Source organism: Polaromonas sp. (assembly GCF_041689105.1).
GTDB lineage: Bacteria > Pseudomonadota > Gammaproteobacteria > Burkholderiales > Burkholderiaceae_C > Polaromonas.
This window is the reverse complement of sequence record NZ_JBDNGU010000008.1, coordinates 19692-35067: the sequence shown is the minus strand read 5'-3', so window position 1 is coordinate 35067 and position 15376 is coordinate 19692. Positions and strand designations below refer to the sequence as shown.

General features: G+C 62.8%; 16 protein-coding genes. 6 read left to right on the top strand and 10 right to left on the bottom strand.

Features of this window, described 5'->3' with window-relative positions; genetic code table 11:
- The coding region (locus ACESMT_RS00810) for a universal stress protein (RefSeq protein ID WP_372824300.1) at positions 1-82 on the top strand (82 nt) is incomplete at its 5' end.
- A gap of 21 nt (positions 83-103) precedes the next feature.
- Entirely contained in the window at positions 104-526 is a 423-nt protein-coding gene (locus ACESMT_RS00805; protein WP_372824299.1) for a universal stress protein, read from the top strand.
- Between the two features lie 63 nt (positions 527-589).
- Here the strand turns inward: ACESMT_RS00805 and ACESMT_RS00800 are convergent, their stop codons facing one another.
- Positions 590-1156 carry a MarR family winged helix-turn-helix transcriptional regulator gene (locus ACESMT_RS00800; RefSeq protein WP_372824297.1) on the bottom strand — a complete coding sequence of 189 codons (567 nt, stop codon included), beginning with the start codon at positions 1154-1156 and terminating at the stop codon, positions 590-592.
- 104 nt (positions 1157-1260) lie between these two features.
- Between ACESMT_RS00800 and ACESMT_RS00795 the strand changes: the two genes are divergently transcribed.
- Both ACESMT_RS00795 and ACESMT_RS00790 read left to right on the top strand, forming a co-directional pair.
- Complete coding sequence (locus ACESMT_RS00795; protein WP_372824295.1) at positions 1261-2232, top strand: tripartite tricarboxylate transporter substrate-binding protein; 972 nt, start codon at positions 1261-1263, stop codon at positions 2230-2232.
- An 80-nt stretch (positions 2233-2312) separates the two neighbouring features.
- Positions 2313-3629: a sulfatase gene (locus tag ACESMT_RS00790; RefSeq protein WP_372824293.1), complete on the top strand. Its 1317-nt coding sequence runs from the start codon at positions 2313-2315 to the stop codon at positions 3627-3629.
- A 14-nt stretch (positions 3630-3643) separates the two neighbouring features.
- Here ACESMT_RS00790 and dcd read toward each other — a convergent pair whose 3' ends face one another.
- The 4 genes from dcd to ACESMT_RS00770 all read right to left on the bottom strand — a co-directional run bounded on the left by dcd (position 3644) and on the right by ACESMT_RS00770 (position 7556).
- Positions 3644-4216 carry a dCTP deaminase gene (gene dcd / locus ACESMT_RS00785; protein WP_372824291.1) on the bottom strand — a complete coding sequence of 191 codons (573 nt, stop codon included), beginning with the start codon at positions 4214-4216 and terminating at the stop codon, positions 3644-3646.
- A gap of 299 nt (positions 4217-4515) precedes the next feature.
- On the bottom strand, positions 4516-5814 hold the full coding sequence (guaD, locus tag ACESMT_RS00780) for a guanine deaminase (protein WP_372824289.1): 1299 nt from the start codon (positions 5812-5814) through the stop codon (positions 4516-4518).
- A 55-nt stretch (positions 5815-5869) separates the two neighbouring features.
- Positions 5870-6946 carry a BMP family ABC transporter substrate-binding protein gene (locus ACESMT_RS00775; RefSeq protein ID WP_372824287.1) on the bottom strand — a complete coding sequence of 359 codons (1077 nt, stop codon included), beginning with the start codon at positions 6944-6946 and terminating at the stop codon, positions 5870-5872.
- Between the two features lie 214 nt (positions 6947-7160).
- Complete coding sequence (locus ACESMT_RS00770) at positions 7161-7556, bottom strand: surface-adhesin E family protein (protein WP_372824285.1); 396 nt, start codon at positions 7554-7556, stop codon at positions 7161-7163.
- A gap of 141 nt (positions 7557-7697) precedes the next feature.
- On the opposite strand from ACESMT_RS00770, the gene ACESMT_RS00765 reads away from it, so the two are divergent.
- Together ACESMT_RS00765 and ACESMT_RS00760 are read left to right on the top strand one after the other, a co-directional pair.
- Positions 7698-8483, top strand: a complete 786-nt coding sequence (locus tag ACESMT_RS00765; protein WP_372824283.1) for a response regulator transcription factor — start codon at positions 7698-7700, stop codon at positions 8481-8483.
- A 304-nt stretch (positions 8484-8787) separates the two neighbouring features.
- On the top strand, positions 8788-9228 hold the full coding sequence (locus tag ACESMT_RS00760; protein WP_372824281.1) for a DsrE family protein: 441 nt from the start codon (positions 8788-8790) through the stop codon (positions 9226-9228).
- A 44-nt stretch (positions 9229-9272) separates the two neighbouring features.
- Here ACESMT_RS00760 and ACESMT_RS00755 read toward each other — a convergent pair whose 3' ends face one another.
- From ACESMT_RS00755 to ACESMT_RS00735, 5 genes are all read right to left on the bottom strand, one after another.
- Positions 9273-10313 (bottom strand): adenosine deaminase, encoded by a 1041-nt coding sequence (locus tag ACESMT_RS00755; RefSeq protein ID WP_372824279.1) that lies wholly within the window; start codon positions 10311-10313, stop codon positions 9273-9275.
- A 98-nt stretch (positions 10314-10411) separates the two neighbouring features.
- Positions 10412-11566, bottom strand: a complete 1155-nt coding sequence (locus tag ACESMT_RS00750; protein ID WP_372824277.1) for a BMP family ABC transporter substrate-binding protein — start codon at positions 11564-11566, stop codon at positions 10412-10414.
- 38 nt (positions 11567-11604) lie between these two features.
- Positions 11605-12525, bottom strand: coding sequence for an ABC transporter permease (locus ACESMT_RS00745; protein WP_372824275.1), 921 nt, complete (start codon positions 12523-12525; stop codon positions 11605-11607).
- 11 nt (positions 12526-12536) lie between these two features.
- Positions 12537-13682: an ABC transporter permease gene (locus tag ACESMT_RS00740; RefSeq protein WP_372824273.1), complete on the bottom strand. Its 1146-nt coding sequence runs from the start codon at positions 13680-13682 to the stop codon at positions 12537-12539.
- On the bottom strand, positions 13669-15339 hold the full coding sequence (locus ACESMT_RS00735; RefSeq protein WP_372824271.1) for an ABC transporter ATP-binding protein: 1671 nt from the start codon (positions 15337-15339) through the stop codon (positions 13669-13671). The genes ACESMT_RS00740 and ACESMT_RS00735 overlap by 14 nt, the downstream gene beginning before the upstream one ends.
- Positions 15340-15376: the final 37 nt, after the last annotated feature.

Below are 15376 nucleotides of genomic sequence, written 5' to 3'. Positions count from 1 at the left end.
GGGCATCAAGCGCCTGCTGCTGGGCAGCGAGACCCAGCACGTGCTCACGCACAGCAGCGTGCCGGTGCTGGTGTTACGCTGACATTTTTTACCAGGAGACTTCATGAAAATAGTTTTCGCCGCCGACGGCAGCAAATACACCAAAAAAGCCCTGGCTTTTCTTGTCACGCACGAAAGCCTGGCCGGCCCTGACGGCGAAGTGGTCGTGCTCAATGTACAGGCACCGGTGCCGAACCGTGTCAAAAGCATGCTGGGTTCGGGCGAGGTCAACGCCTACTATGCGGACGAATCACAAAAGGTGCTGGCGCCCATCGAGCGTTTTCTCACGCGCCACAAGATCGCTTTCCGTATCGCACCCACAGTCGGGTCACCCAGCGCTGAAATCCTGCGCACCGCCAAACGCGAGAAGGCCCACATGATTGTCATGGGCACCCACGGCCACGGCCTGTTTGGCCGCGTCGTCATGGGCAGCGTGGCCCAGCGCGTGGTGACCGACTCGGAAATTCCGGTGCTGCTGGTGAAATAGCGGCCTCCTCTGCAGACTGGCGTCTTGCCCGGTCGCAGGACGACACCTCCTCCCGCATCGCCTCTACCTGACAAGGCGTCGGCCCAAGCTGCGCGAGTCCTGCCGAGACTCCAAGACGCTGCGCAGACCGCCCCCCCGCCTGCGGTCGGCCTTGGGCAAACCCGGCGGCAAGCTTAGGCCGTCTGCGCGCTGTTGCAGGGCATCGAGAGCTGCGCTGAAACGGTCCACTTCCATGTCAGGCATGCAGGCCAGCAGTTGGCGGTTGATCTGCAGCACCAGCGGAAACAGTTCCTCATGGATTGCACGGCCGGACTCGGTCAGCACCAGAGTCGCCTTGCGGCGGTCGCCGGGGCGGATATCGCGGCGCAACAGCTTCTTGCCCACCAGCGAGGTAACAGCTTTGGACGTGCGTGCCCGATCCAGCTGCGCGCGCTCGGCCAGTTGCGAGGACAGCAGGCCTTCGTTCTGCGCCAGCAGTGCCAGCACCCGCCATTCCCGCCGCGTGATGCCAAACCGCCCCTCGCAAAGGCGGGTGACCTGGGTTCCCGCCACACCGAGCAGGCGGCTGAGCCGGTACAGCAGCAGGTCATCGAGGGATGCCGGGCTCGCCAGGCGTGAAGAAGCGGACATACGTGTAAATCCGGGGGATGGTTGATTAGAACAATCAATTGTGAGGGGACTACAGTCAGGACGCAACGCAACGCAACCCGCAACGCAGAAAAATGGAGACAGTCATGCCCTCAAAACTTTCGCTCGCCCCAGTGTTCATCCTCGCCGCCTGCACCCTTGCGGCCTTTCCTGCGTTGGCGCAGACCAAAGCGCCGCAGCCGCTGCGCATCCTCGTGGGCTTTCCCCCGGGAGGCTCTGCCGATGTCCTGGCGCGCCTGATCGGCGATGCCGTGCGGGACGATTTCAGCCCGGTGACGGTCGAAAACAGGCCAGGCGCTAGCGGGCGTATCGCGCTCGCGGCGGTCAAGGCGGCCAAAGCCGACGGCCAGACGGTGATCATCCTGCCCAGCGGTCCCATGGTGCTCTTCCCCCACGTCTATAAAAAACTCGACTACGACGCGGTCAAGGACTTCACGCCCATCTCCCAGATCGCCCGCTTCCAGTTCGGCGTGGTCTCCGGTCCGGCAACAAATGTCAAGACCGTGACGGAAATGCTCGCCAGGGCCAAGGCCGATCCGGCAAGCGCGAGCTACGGCTCGCCGGGGCTCGGCACCCTGCCGCATTTCATGGGCGTTCTGCTGGAGCAAAGCTCGGGCGTCCCGCTCACGCACATTCCCTTCCAGGGCGGTGCACCGGCCAACACCGCTCTGGTGGGTGGCCACATCGGCTACAAATTTGATGTTGTCTCTGAAACCACCGAACTGCACCGCAGCGGTAAGGTTCGCATCATCGCTGTGACAGGGGCGAGTCGTGACCCTCAAGTGCCCGAAGTGCCCACGCTCAAGGAATCGGGCATCAACATGGAGGCCACGGCCTGGTTCGCCATGTATGGCCCCGCCGGCCTGCCGGCCGACGTATTGACCCGACTGGAGCAGGCTGTGGCCGGCGCGGTGAAAACGCCTGCCATGCGGGAACGCATGCTCAAGCTCGGCTACGAGCCGATAGGCTCGACCTCGGCCGAACTCGCAGCCGCCCAGCGGGCCGACCTGGCCCGCTGGGAGAAACCCATCAAGGCCACGGGCGTGAGCCTGGACTGATCCCATGACCATGCGTGAAGACACTGAGGGCTGGAGTCGCATCGTGCAAGCCACCGACTTCCTGGCGAGCAACTGAATTTATGAGTGAGCGCCCCAACATCATCTTCATCGTCGCCGACGACCTGGGCTACGCCGATCTCGGCTGCTACGGCGGCCGCGCACCCGTCTCGCCGGTGCTCGACGGCTTGGCCGCCCAAGGCATCAGGTTCACCCAGGGCTATTCAAATTCGCCGGTCTGCTCGCCGACCCGCTTCGCGCTGATGACGGCCCGCTACCAGTACCGTCTGCGCGGCGCCGCCGAGGAGCCTATCAACAGCAAAAGCCGCGGCAGCACCACGCTGGGACTGCCGCCCGAACACCCGACCCTGCCCTCGCTGCTCAGGGCCAGCGGCTACCGCACCGCCCTGATCGGCAAGTGGCACTTGGGCTACCCGCCTGCGTTCGGCCCGTTGCGCTCGGGCTATGAAGAGTTCTTCGGCCCCATGTCGGGCGGTGTGGACTACTTCACGCATTGCTCATCGAATGGCACGCACGACCTGTGGTTCGGCGAGGAAGAAAAAAAGGAAAACGGCTACCTGACCGATCTGATCTCGCAACGTTCGGTGGACTACATCGAACGCATGGCCGGCGGGGCGACAGCCGGCACGCCTTTTTTTCTGAGCATGCACTACACCGCGCCGCACTGGCCCTGGGAAACCCGTGACGACGAAGCACTGGCGCAGGAAGTGAAGGACAACATTTTTCATCTGCACGGCGGCAACATCCACAGCTACCGCCGCATGATCCACCACATGGATGAAGGCATCGGCCAGGTGATGGACGCGCTGCGCCGGCATGGGCTGGCCGACAACACCCTGGTGGTCTTCACCAGCGACAACGGCGGCGAACGTTTTTCGGACAACTGGCCCCTGGTGGGCGGGAAAATGGATTTGACCGAGGGCGGAATCCGCGTGCCGTGGATCGCGCACTGGCCGGCGCAGATACCAGCGGGTGGCGTCAGTGAGCAGCACTGCATGACCATGGACTGGTCCGCCACCCTGCTGGATGCCGCTGGCGTTGCAGCGCATTCCGACTATTCCCTTGACGGCGTCTCATTGCTGCAGGTGCTGCAACAGCCCGGCCATCAATTTCAGCGCCCGCTGCATTGGCGAATGAAGCACAGGGGGCAGCGCGCGTTGCGCGACGGGGACTGGAAGTACCTGGTGGTGGACGGCAACGAGTACCTCTTCAACCTCCCCGCCGATGAACGGGAACGCGCCAACCTCGCGGGACGCGAGCCTGCACGCCTGGCAGCCATGCGGGAAGCGTGGGAGCACTGGAACGCGGCCATGCCAGCGATTCCGGCCGATGCGACGGTGAGCCTGGGTTACTCCGTCAAGGACATGCCGCAGCGATAAGGCTTGCCGCTGACTCAGGCCCGGGGCAAGGTCACCCCGACCTGCCCCTGGTACTTGCCGCCACGGTCCTTGTAGCTGACCTCGCAGACGTCGTCCTTGTCGCTCTCGAAGAACAGCACCTGCGCGCAGCCTTCGCCCGCGTAGATCTTGGCGGGCAGCGGCGTGGTGTTGGAAAACTCCAGCGTCACATAACCTTCCCACTCAGGCTCGAAAGGGGTGACGTTGACGATGATGCCGCAGCGGGCATAGGTGCTTTTTCCCAGGCAGATGGTCAGCACGTTGCGTGGAATGCGAAAGTACTCCATGGTGCGGGCCAGCGCAAAAATGTTGGGCGGGATGATGCAGCTGTCACCATGGAAGTCAACAAAACTCTTTTCATCGAAGTTTTTCGGGTCCACCACCGTGCTGTGGATGTTGGTGAAGACCTTGAACTCGGGCGCGCAGCGAATGTCGTACCCATAGCTGCTGGTGCCGTAGCTGATGATCTTCCTGCCTTCGCTTTCGCGGATCTGACCCGGCTCGAAGGGTTCGATCATGCCAGTGCTCTCGGCCATGCGGCGTATCCATTTGTCGCTTTTGATGCTCATTGCGCGGAGTTCCTCTATTTGGCTAGATTGTAGGCAAGCCCGGACAGATGCCGGCCAGAGACCCATTCGCTAGCGTCTTATACCAACTTGCCTTCGAAAGACAAGAAATCCGGTTGCGGCATGGGCAAGCCAAAGAGCTTGGGTGAGCGACTGCGCTCATGTCCCTCGGAACAGGCTGCGCTTGTTCCGGGGGACATTCGCGTAGCTGAGTGCCCCGTCGGCCAGCTCCCGCCCACAAAGTGCCGCTTATCCAGATGATTGAATACACAACCGTATTAATAGCCTCTTGTGGCCGTCAGTCAGGGTCTGGAGGTCGATTCGGCTTGAGAAATCACGGTCTTCGCTATCACCCGGTCGTCGCCCAGCACAATCAGCGCAAAAAGCAGCTCGTCCAGGCTGCCGGCCTGCGCCGTCTTGCGGGCCAGCAGCGGTGTCGCCTGCGGGTTGAGGACCACGAAGTCGGCCTCGCATCCGGGCAGCAGGTTGCCGACAACGCCTTCCAGCCCCAGCGCGCGCGCCGCGCCTGCGGTGTGCTGCCACCACAGTTGCTGCGGGCTTAGCGACAGGCCGGTTTTGGTCTGGCCTTCGCGCCCCACGTAATACGCCGCCAGCATGGTGTGAAACGGGCTGAAGCTGGTGCCGCCGCCGACATCACTGGCCAGGCCGTATAAAAAACCGCTGCGGTCGGCGGCTGCGTAGTCAAAAAACCCGCTGCCCAGAAACAGGTTGCTGGTCGGGCTGACCGCTGCCGCCGTGCCGGTATCACGCATCAACGCTCGGTCTTCGGTATCAATATGAATGCAATGGGCGTACACGGCGCGCGGACGCAGCAGGCCAAACTGTTCGTACACACTGAGGTAGCTGCGTGCCTTCGGATACAGCTCGCGCACCCAGGCAATCTCGTCCTTGTTCTCGGCCACATGCGATTGAATCCACACGTCGGCATATTTCGCGGCCAGCTCGCCGGCGCCGCGCAGTTGCGCCTCGCTGCAACTGGGCACAAAACGCGGTGTGATGGCGTAACCCAGCCGGTCCACGCCGTGCCAGCGGCGGATCAGCGCTTCGGTGTCGATCAGGCTCTGATCGGTTTGGTCGCGCACGCCCTCCGGGCAATGCTGGTCCATCAGGCACTTGCCAGTGATCAGCCGGAGTTGGCGCTGCTGCGCCTCGGCAAACAGGGCGTTGACGGATTCCGGGTGCGAGGTCGCAAAAGTCAGCGCCGTGGTCACGCCATGGCGTAGCAGTTCGTCCACGAAAAACGCCGCCGCCTCGCTGTTGTGCGTGGCATCCGAAAAACGGCTTTCATGCGGAAAGGTGTAATTCTCCAGCCACGGCAGCAGCCCCTCGGCGGGCGAGCCGATCACGTCGAGCTGCGGGTAGTGGATGTGCATGTCCACAAAGCCGGGCGCGATGATGCGGCCCGGCAGGTTCTCGGTTGGCACATCGGCAAACTGCGGCGCCAGTTGCTTGTAGGCACCGAGCGCCTGCACCACTTGCCGACCGCTGGCGTCCGGCCCGACAACCAGCAGGCCATCGGTTTCCAGAACGGCTTGCGCCGGGGCGGTGAAATAAAGAACGGAGGCACGCCAGGCTTTCATGCCTGCAAGGTTACCGCAGCGGCGCGGCCCGGCAATATTCCATCGCGGATAACCGTTATTTGACCAGCTTGCCTTGGACGCCCTGCACCAGGAAGTTCATGCCCAGGATCTGCTCGTCCGTGAACGCCTTGCCAGCAGCCAGCACCTGCTGGCCCTCGTTGTCAGTGATCGGGCCGGCGAAGGGGCGCAGCTTGCCCGAGGCAATGCCTTTTTGCCGCGCCAGCACCTCATCGGCCACTTTTTTCGGCACCTTGGGGCCAAAGCTGCCGACGCTGATCATGCCTTCCTTCACACCGGCCCACACTGACGCGCTTTTCCAGCTGCCGTCAAGCACGGCGCGCGCGCGTCGCGTGTAGTAGTCCCCCCACTGGTGCGTGACGGCCAGCACTTGCGCATCAGGCGCGACCTTGCGCATGTCTGAGTGGTAGGCAATTGCGAGTTTGCCGCGCTCCTGCGCCGCAGCCATCACGGCGGTCGAACCGGTGTGGAAGGCGATCACCTCCACGCCCTGATTGAACAGTGTCATCGCCGCTTCGCGTTCGCGCGGCGGGTCGAACCAGGCGCCCAGCCAGACCACCTTGACCTCCGCCCCGGGGTTGACCGACCGCATGCCCAAGGTAAAGGCATTGATGCCCTGGATCACCTCGGGAATCGGAAAGCCTGCGACATACCCGGCGCTGGACGCCAGCCGCCCCGCCGCGATGCCGGCCAGGTAGCGGCCCTCGTAATACCGCGCGTTGGCGACCGCCACATTGGGCGCCATCTTGTAGCCCGTGATGGACTCAAACTTGACGTCCGGAAAATCCCTGGCGACCTTGAGCGTGGGTTCCATGTAGCCAAAGCTGGGCGTGAAGATCAGCTGATGGCCCTGCTGCGCCAGGTCGCGAATCACGCGTTCGGCATCGGCGCCTTCGGCGACGTTTTCGACGTACGTGGTGCTGACCTTGCCGCCCAGCGCGGCCTCGACGGCCTTGCGGCCTTCTTCATGCTGGCGCACCCAGCCGGCGTCGGTCAGCGGCGCCACATAGACAAAGCCGATCTTCAAAGGGTCTTTGGCGGGCGCGGAGGTTTGGGAAAAAACGGGTGAAATAAAACAGGCGGCCGCGAGCGCGGCAGCGAGGTTTTTATACATGGTGGTCCTCTACATGGCCCCGGAAAATAAAAAAACACCATCGCGCCGGGACAGCACGCTAGTGAAGCCTATTTTAGCCGGGAGTCGTCCTCTTCACTTTACAAGCAGGAGCCGCGGGACTGGCTTTGCCAGCCCGCAGGCGCAACGCCCCCCGAGGGCAAAGAGCTACGCGCAGCGAGCGAACGTGGGGGCTCTACTTCCACCTTGGGGCTAATTAATAACTGATACAGGCAATGTCCAACAACGCGTCGTGGAAGGAGCCGTCACTGACCGGCATCCATTTGCGCGGCACCGCATCTTCGAACACCACCCGGCCGTGGCCCATGCGTTCGGACAGCAACGCGACCGACAGCAGGCGCTGGCGCTGGCCCTTGCAATCGAATTCGCTGTGGTTGAGACGCGAAAAGTAGCCTCTTTCGTCGGTGATCTGCACCAGCTGGTAGTCCATCAGCCACCACATGCGCACCAGGCCGCCCTTGCCGCCTTGTCCGCGCACGGTGTCGCGGTCTATGTAGGTGATCACCATTTCATCGACCATGACCGGCGTCCACTGGGCGGCCGCGCTGGCGCTCAGACACATCAGGACCAAGGAAAGGAGAAGACGTTTCATGGGGATACCGCAGTCAATGCCGCCAGATCATAGTATGTCGTTGCGGGTACCCAAGGCAAGTACTGATGTCGACTGTTTTGAAAGGCGATAATCTCCAGCAATCTGCCAGAAGCAGGGGCCTCGTCCAAGAAAGCCGCAAAGATGCAAGACAACGAAGTTTATACGCTGACCTCCCTGGGTCAGGAGGAAATGCGCAGCGGGGCAAGCACCTTTGATCCGGTCGCGCTTGAATTGATGGTGCGAATTGACGGCTCCCAGACGCTCGGCCAGCTCAGAGCAGGAATGACCACCGCCAGCAGCGGCGCGTTCACGGTGGCGTTCATGAACCTGCAGGACAAAAAGCTGGTGGTGTTGGCGGAGGTTGATCCCTTCACCGAACAGTTCACCGCCAGGTTGAACCATTTCGCCGTGACCCAGGCCGAAGCCGAGGCCGACTCGGGCGCCGCCTCGCTCAAAAAAGCTGGTTACTACGTCCGGATCGCCAGGCCGCGCGGCCCTGCGCCGGCGCGTCCGCCCGGTCAGGCCCTGTCCGCCATCGTGGTGGACGACGAGCCCATGCTGGCCAAATTCATCCAGAGTTATCTGTCCTTCGAAGGCTTCAATGTGCGGGTGGCCAGCAACCGGGCCGAAGTGGTGACCGAGTTCCGAAAAACGCCGGCGCCCGACCTGATTCTTCTTGACGTGGTCCTGCCGGATGCGGACGGCTTTGACATCCTGCTCCGGCTGCGTCAGCACCCGGCGCTTAAAAACGTGCCGGTCATCATGCTGACCGGCAAAGCGACCCGGGAAGCCGTACTCAAGGGGCTGGCCGGCGGCGCCGATGGCTACGTCACCAAGCCATTTGAAGCCGACGCGCTGATGCTCGTCGTGCGGACGGTGCTAGGTATGCCGCCAGAGCCCGAAGGACCCCGCCACTCGCTGTTGTGAGCAAGCTGCGCGGTCAGGAGCCTGTCGGACTTTGGGTGCATCGGCTCTTGGGCCCCGTGGCTTGAGAAATAGTCTCAAAACATTCGTCCAGACCGCTGATGAGACGGCGTTTGGCCGCCAGGTCGCTAAAACTCTCCTCAAAACTTTCGCGCGCCAGCGTGCTGGCATGCTGCGCCTGCGCACCTGCGGCCGTAAAAATCTGCGTGAATCGTCGCGATGAGGCTCCAGGGACACGGGATAAATGCTCTTGCGAGCCATCCTGTGATCCACTAATATCATTCAACACTTATATAAGGAGACCCCCATGCGTCACTCAATGCGCCAAGTCCTGTTTGGCTTTCTGGCTGCTTTTGCGGCACTGTCACTGGGTAGCACGGCCTGGGCCCAGGACAAAGTGGTCTACCACATCGACAACGCCGAAGTTCAGGCCACCAAAGGCCTGCGCAATATCCGCAACCACCTGGACGTCGCCCCCGACACAAAAATTGTGGTGGTCACCCATTCCGATGGTGTTGACTTTCTGTTTCAGGACGCCAAAGACAAAAAGAACCCCAACGTGGAGTACGGCTCACTGGTCAGCGCGCTCAAGGCACGCGGCGTGCGTTTTGAGGTGTGCGAAATCACACTGAAAAATCGCAACTTGAAGAAAGAGCAGTTCAGCCTGGACGCGGAGTTCACACCCTCGGGCGTGGTCCGTGTCGGCCAGCTACAGTCGCGCGAAAATTTCGCTTACATCAAACCGTGATGCTGAGGGCCTGGCAGGCCCGGCCCGGGCGGTCGTGAAAGTCCTCACTCGAAAGCAGAAAAAACGGCGTCGAGCCGATCCATGTGCGCGCGACGCGGTACGTCGTCGATAAAACTCGCCTCGAAGCTGTTGCGTGCCAGGGTGTACGCGTGCTGCGCCTGCATACCCACCGCCGCAAAGGTCTGCGTGAAGTTGTCATTCATGTAGCCGCCAAAGTAGGCCGGATCGTCCGAGTTGATGGTCGCCGCCAGGCCGCCGTCCAGCAGCTGGCGCAGGTTGTGCTGTGCCAGATCCGGAAACACACACAGCTTGAGGTTGGACAGCGGGCACACCGTCAGCGCAATGCGGTCGGTGGCCAGCCGCTGCATCAGTGCCGGGTCCTGGATGGCCTGTACACCGTGATCGATGCGTTCAACCTTGAGCAGATCCAGCGCCGTCCAGATGTAGGCGGGCGGGCCCTCCTCGCCAGCGTGCGCCACCAGATGCAGGCCCAGCGCGCGGCAGCGCGCAAACACACGTGCAAACTTTTCGGGCGGGTTGCCGACCTCGCCGGAGTCCAGGCCCACACCGATGATTTTGTCGCGGTAAGGCAAGGCCTGCTCCAGCGTCTCGAACGCTTCTTCCTCACTGAGGTGGCGCAGGAAACACATGATCAGGGATGCGCTGATGCCCATCTGCGCCTGCGCATCCACGCAGGCGCGGTGCAGGCCGTTGATGACGGTTTCCATGGCCACGCCGCGCGCGGTGTGTGTTTGCGGGTCGAAAAACAGCTCGGCATGCACCACGTTGTCCGCAGCGGCCTTCATGAAATAGGCCTGCGCCATGTCGTAGAAGTCCTGCTCCCGGATCAGCACGCTGGCGCCAGCGTAATAAATATCCAGGAAGCTCTGCAGGTTGATGAAGGCGTAGGCGCTGCGCAGCGCCTCCACGGTGGCGTAAGGCAGGGTGAGGCCGTTGCGTTGCGCCAGCGCAAAAATCAGTTCAGGCTCCAGCGAGCCTTCAATGTGGATGTGCAGCTCGGCCTTGGGCATCAGGCGCAGCAACTCGGGCAGTCTCTCGGGTGAGACGGGTCGAACGGAATTCATGTCAGCTCCAGAAATGAAAAAAGCCGCCCGCAGGCGGCTTGGGCACTGCAACTGCACGGTGCAGCGGTTCGGACCGCCCCACCGTACAGCATCGGTGATCAGTTACCGGGGACTTTGCCTTCCACACCCTTGACGTAAGTCTTCAGGCCACCGAGGAATTTATCGTCGGCCACCACGTCCTTGGCGATCAGCTCCTTGCCGGTGTTGTCCATGATGGGGCCTTTCCAGATCGAGAAGCTGCCGTCTTTCAGGCCGGCCTTGATCTCGTCAATGCGTTTTTTGGTGTCGTCCGGCACGTCAGCGGCCATCGACACCAAGTCAATCGCGCCCTCCTTGACGCCCCACCAGACCTGACCCGTCGCCCACTTGCCGTCCAGCGCGTCTTTCACAGCCTTGATGTAGTACGGGCCCCAGTTGATCACGGCCGAGCCCAGGTGGGCCTTGGGGCCGTAAGCGGTCATGTCCGAGTCCCAGCCAAAGGCGCGCTTGTTCATTTTCTCGGCGGTCTGCAACACGGCCGACGAATCAGTGTTCTGGAACAACACGTCGGCGCCGCCGTTGATCAGCGCGGTGGCGGCTTCGGTTTCTTTTGGCGGGTTGAACCACTCGTTGACCCACACCACCTTGGTCGTGACCTTCGGGTTGACCGACTGCGCACCCAGCGTGAAGGCGTTGATGTTGCGCACCACCTCGGGGATGGGGATCGAGCCAACCACGCCCAGCTTCCCGTTTTTGCTCATCTTGCCGGCGATCACACCGGCCATGTAGGCACCTTCGTAGGTGCGGCTGTCATAGGTGCGCATATTCTCGGCCGTCTTGTAGCCGGTGGCATGCTCAAACTTCACGTCCTTGAAGTCGGGCGCCACCTTGAGCATGGGCTCCATGTAGCCAAAGGTGGTGCCGAAAATCAGCTTGTTGCCCTGGCTGGCCATGTCACGGATCACGCGCTCGGCATCGGCCGACTCCGGCACTTTTTCCACATAACTGGTGACGACCTTGTCACCAAACTCTTTTTCAATGGCCTTGCGGCCGTTGTCGTGCGCGAAAGTCCAGCCGCCATCGCCAACCGGCCCGACGTAGGCAAAGGCGATTTTCAGGGGCTCGGCCTTGGCCGGTGCCGGCGCAGCGGCGACCGGCGCAGGCGCCGGAGCAGGCTTGGGCTCTTCCTTTTTGCCGCAGCCGATCAGGGCGGCGGAAGCGACGGCTGAAAGGGCAGCCAGCTTGAGCAATGAACGTTTTTGCAAGTCAGTCATGTCGTCTCCTGTAGCGACGGTTAAGAAAAATCACGCAATTATGTACCGGGGTAGAAAGGTTTGCCAATCGATGTTGGCATGTTCAGCCTGATCCAGCGCGGGTTGCGCGAGATCAGCACCAGCACCACGATGGTGGCCAGGTAAGGCAACATCGTCAGAAACTGGGGCGGCACATCCACCCCCATGCCCTGAAGATGAAATTGCAGCATGGTCACTCCCCCGAACAGATAAGCACCAAGCAACACCCGTGCCGGACGCCATGTCGCAAAGGTCGTCAGCGCCAGCGCAATCCAGCCTTTGCCGGCAATCATGCCTTCGACCCACAGCGGCGTGTACACCACCGAGACATAAGCGCCGGCCAGCCCGCACAGCGCGCCGCCGGCCACCACGGCCATCAGGCGGATGCGCCGCACCGGGTAACCCAGTGCATGCGCCGATTCGGGGCTTTCGCCGACCGAGCGCAACACCAGGCCGGCGCGGGTGCGGTACAAAAACCAGATCAGGCCCAGCGTGATCGCCATGGCGATATAGACCATGGGGTGCTGGCGAAACAGCGCCGGTCCGACAAAGGGAATGTCGCCCAGCCAGGGGATCACATACTGCACCTGCCCGGGCAACTTTTCCTGCACATAACCGATGCCAGCAAAGGCCGAGAACCCGGCCCCGAATATGCTCAGCGCCAGGCCGGTCGCGTACTGGTTGGTGTTGAGCCAGATCACCAGCACACCGAAGATGGCAGCGAGCAGGGCACCGGCGGCCATGCCCGCGGCAAAACCCAGCCAGCTGTTGCCGGTGTGCACCACCGTGGCAAAACCTGCAATCGCGGCGCACAGCATCATGCCTTCTGCGCCCAGGTTGACGATGCCGGCCTTTTCGTTGATCAAGAGACCCAGCGCGGCAATCGCCAGCACGGTGCCTGCGCTCAGTGTTGCTGCAATCAGCAGTGCGTAACTTTCCACGGTTTGCTTCTTCAGTCTGTGTGTTTCGCGGGGGCCGCCGTGGAACCGGCTTCGCCGGGCCACTGGTGGCGCCCCCTTGAGGGGGGGGCGGTCGGAGGCCGCTTCGGGGGGGAGACAATCCTGTAAGCGATCAGGGTGTCGCAGGCCAGCAGGCTGAACAGCAGCAGCCCCTGAAACACCCCCGTCAGCGACTTGGGCAGCCCCAGGCGCGACTGCGCCAGCTCCCCGCCGATGTAAAACATGCTCATCAGGATCGCCGAAAAGACCATGCCCACCGGATGCAGGCGGCCAACAAAAGCCACAATGATCGCGGCAAAACCGTAACCCGCCGGCACATAGGTCGTGAGCTGGCCAATCGGGCCGGCGACTTCCAGCGCACCGGCCAGGCCAGCCGCGCCACCCGATGTCAACAGCGCCACCCACAAGGCCTTGCGCGATGAAAACCCGGCATACCTTGCTGCAGCGGGCGCCAGTCCGCCGACCTGCTGGGCAAAACCGGCGTAGGTGCGAAACAGAAAAACCCACAAGGCCGCAGCGCCCGCCAGTGCCAGAAAAATGCCGATGCTCACGCGCGAGCCCTGCATCAGGCGCGGAATCTGCGTCACCGCCTCAAAGGTTTTGGTCTGCGGAAAGTTGTAGCCCTGCGGGTCTTTCCACGGGCCGAACACCAGGTAACTCAGCACCATGTCGGCCACATAGACCAGCATCAGACTGACCAGGATTTCATTGGCGTTGAAACGGTCACGCAGCAGCGCCGTGATGCCGGCCCAAGCCATGCCGCCCAGCACACCGGCCGCGATGATGGCCACGATGATCCACGGCCCCGTCGTCTTGTCAGCCAGCAAGGCCACGCCGCCGGCTGCCACTGCGCCAATGACGAACTGCCCTTCGGCACCGATATTCCAGACGTTGGAGCGAAAACACACGGCCAGGCCCAGCGCGATGATCAGCAGCGGCGTGGCCTTGACCATCAGCTCGCCCAGTGCATACGGCGACTTGACCGGCTCCCAGAAGAAAACCTGCAGGCCGCGCACCGGGTCCTTGCCCAGCGCCACAAACAGCGCCACACCGATCAGCACCGTGACCAGCAGCGCCAGCAACGGTGAGCCAAAAGTCCACAGCCGCGACGGCTCGGGGCGCGCTTCAAGCCTGAACATGGTTACCCCCTTCAGAGGCGCCCCTCACCCCTGCCCTCTCCCCAGAAGGGAGAGGGAGCGAAGGCCCTTTTCCTGCACCCTCGCCCCTTTGGGGAGAGGGCGGGGTTGAGGGGTCGTTCCACAGCCCGCTCATCCACTGCCCGACCAGCGCCACCGTGGCGCTCGCGCGCGGCATGGACGGCGAGAGCTGACCCTTGGCCATCACGTAGAGCCGATCGCTGATGTCAAACAGCTCTTCGAGCTCCTCGCTGACCACCAGCACCGCGCAGCCGCTGTCGCGCAGCTTCAGGATCTCGCCGCGTATCTGCGCGGCGGCGCCCACATCCACCCCCCAGGTCGGCTGCGAGACGATGAGCAGCGAAGGGTTGGCTGAAATCTCACGCCCGACGATGAACTTCTGCAGGTTGCCACCCGACAGCGACTGCGCCGCCGCCCCCGGACCGCCAGCCTTGACATGGAAGCGCTCAATGACGGAGGCCGCCTGCGCGCGCAGGGCACGCAGGCGCAACCAGCCGCCCCGGCCCACCACGTTGCGGCGCGTGAGCAGCATGTTGTGCGCCAGACTCAGCGCCGGCACTGCGCCACGGCCCAGCCGCTCCTCGGGCACAAAATACAGGCCCAGCGCGCGGCGCTGGGCCGGGTTGAGCCGACCCACGCCCTGCCCCGCGACCTGCACGGCCTGCGGCGCGGCGCGTGTGTCTTCGCCCGACAGCGCATACAGCAACTCTTTTTGCCCATTGCCCGAAACGCCGGCGATACCCACCACCTCGCCGGCCCGCACCTGTAGCGCCACCTGCTGCAGGTCCACGCCAAACTGGTCCTCGCGTTGCAGGCTCAAGTCGCGCACCTCCAGCACCATCGCGCCAGCCGCCCGCTCGTGATGCTCCAGCGCCGGCGGCTCAGCGCCAATCATCAGCCGGCTCAGCGAGGCGTTGGACTCCTCGCGCGGGTCGCACACACCGGTGACCTTGCCGCCGCGCAGCACCGTGCAGGCGGTGCACAGCGCGCGTATCTCGTGCAGCTTGTGGCTGATGTACAAGATGCTGCAGCCGCGCTCAGCCAGCTGGCGCAGCGTGACAAACAGGTTTTCCACGGCCTGCGGTGTGAGCACCGAGGTCGGCTCGTCCAGAATCAGCAGCTTGGGGTTGGTCAGCAGCGAACGGACAATTTCCACCCGCTGGCGTTCGCCCACACTCAGCGTGTGCACCGGCCGCGTGGGATCGAGCTGCAAGCCGTACTCTTGCGTGGTGGCGACGATGCGGCGCGACACCTCGGCCAGGTTCAGGCTTTTGCTAAGGCCCAGCCAGACGTTTTCAGCCACGGTCAGCGTGTCGAACAGACTGAAATGCTGAAACACCATCGCGATGCCCAGCGCGCGCGCCTCCTGCGGGTTGCGTACCACCACGCTGCGACCATCGATCTGGACTGTGCCGGCATCGGGCTTGACCGCGCCGTAGATGATTTTCATGAGCGTTGATTTGCCGGCGCCGTTTTCGCCCAACACAGCATGAATCTCACCGGGCAACACCGTCAGCGCCACATCGCTGTTGGCCACCACCGCCGGGTAGGCCTTGGTGATGCCGGTGAGTTGCAGGCGCGGCGCGACAACAGAAGGCGGGTCGGAAGGCGAGTCGGAAGGAACAGTGGAAGCGGACATTGTCTCTTGGTTTTTATATATGTTTCAAGGCTCCAGC

What these genes read in the sequence shown, in the direction of transcription:
- ACESMT_RS00800 (WP_372824297.1), bottom strand. Translation starts at nt 1,156, where the DNA reads ATGTCCGCTTCTTCACGCCTGGCGAGCCCGGCATCCCTCGATGACCTG.
- ACESMT_RS00795 (WP_372824295.1), top strand. Translation starts at nt 1,261, where the DNA reads ATGCCCTCAAAACTTTCGCTCGCCCCAGTGTTCATCCTCGCCGCCTGC.
- ACESMT_RS00750 (WP_372824277.1), bottom strand. Translation starts at nt 11,566, where the DNA reads ATGACTGACTTGCAAAAACGTTCATTGCTCAAGCTGGCTGCCCTTTCA.
- ACESMT_RS00805 (WP_372824299.1), top strand. Translation starts at nt 104, where the DNA reads ATGAAAATAGTTTTCGCCGCCGACGGCAGCAAATACACCAAAAAAGCC.
- ACESMT_RS00755 (WP_372824279.1), bottom strand. Translation starts at nt 10,313, where the DNA reads ATGAATTCCGTTCGACCCGTCTCACCCGAGAGACTGCCCGAGTTGCTG.
- guaD (WP_372824289.1), bottom strand. Translation starts at nt 5,814, where the DNA reads ATGAAAGCCTGGCGTGCCTCCGTTCTTTATTTCACCGCCCCGGCGCAA.
- ACESMT_RS00735 (WP_372824271.1), bottom strand. Translation starts at nt 15,339, where the DNA reads ATGTCCGCTTCCACTGTTCCTTCCGACTCGCCTTCCGACCCGCCTTCT.
- ACESMT_RS00760 (WP_372824281.1), top strand. Translation starts at nt 8,788, where the DNA reads ATGCGTCACTCAATGCGCCAAGTCCTGTTTGGCTTTCTGGCTGCTTTT.
- ACESMT_RS00790 (WP_372824293.1), top strand. Translation starts at nt 2,313, where the DNA reads ATGAGTGAGCGCCCCAACATCATCTTCATCGTCGCCGACGACCTGGGC.
- dcd (WP_372824291.1), bottom strand. Translation starts at nt 4,216, where the DNA reads ATGAGCATCAAAAGCGACAAATGGATACGCCGCATGGCCGAGAGCACT.
- ACESMT_RS00740 (WP_372824273.1), bottom strand. Translation starts at nt 13,682, where the DNA reads ATGTTCAGGCTTGAAGCGCGCCCCGAGCCGTCGCGGCTGTGGACTTTT.
- ACESMT_RS00770 (WP_372824285.1), bottom strand. Translation starts at nt 7,556, where the DNA reads ATGAAACGTCTTCTCCTTTCCTTGGTCCTGATGTGTCTGAGCGCCAGC.
- ACESMT_RS00775 (WP_372824287.1), bottom strand. Translation starts at nt 6,946, where the DNA reads ATGTATAAAAACCTCGCTGCCGCGCTCGCGGCCGCCTGTTTTATTTCA.
- ACESMT_RS00765 (WP_372824283.1), top strand. Translation starts at nt 7,698, where the DNA reads ATGCAAGACAACGAAGTTTATACGCTGACCTCCCTGGGTCAGGAGGAA.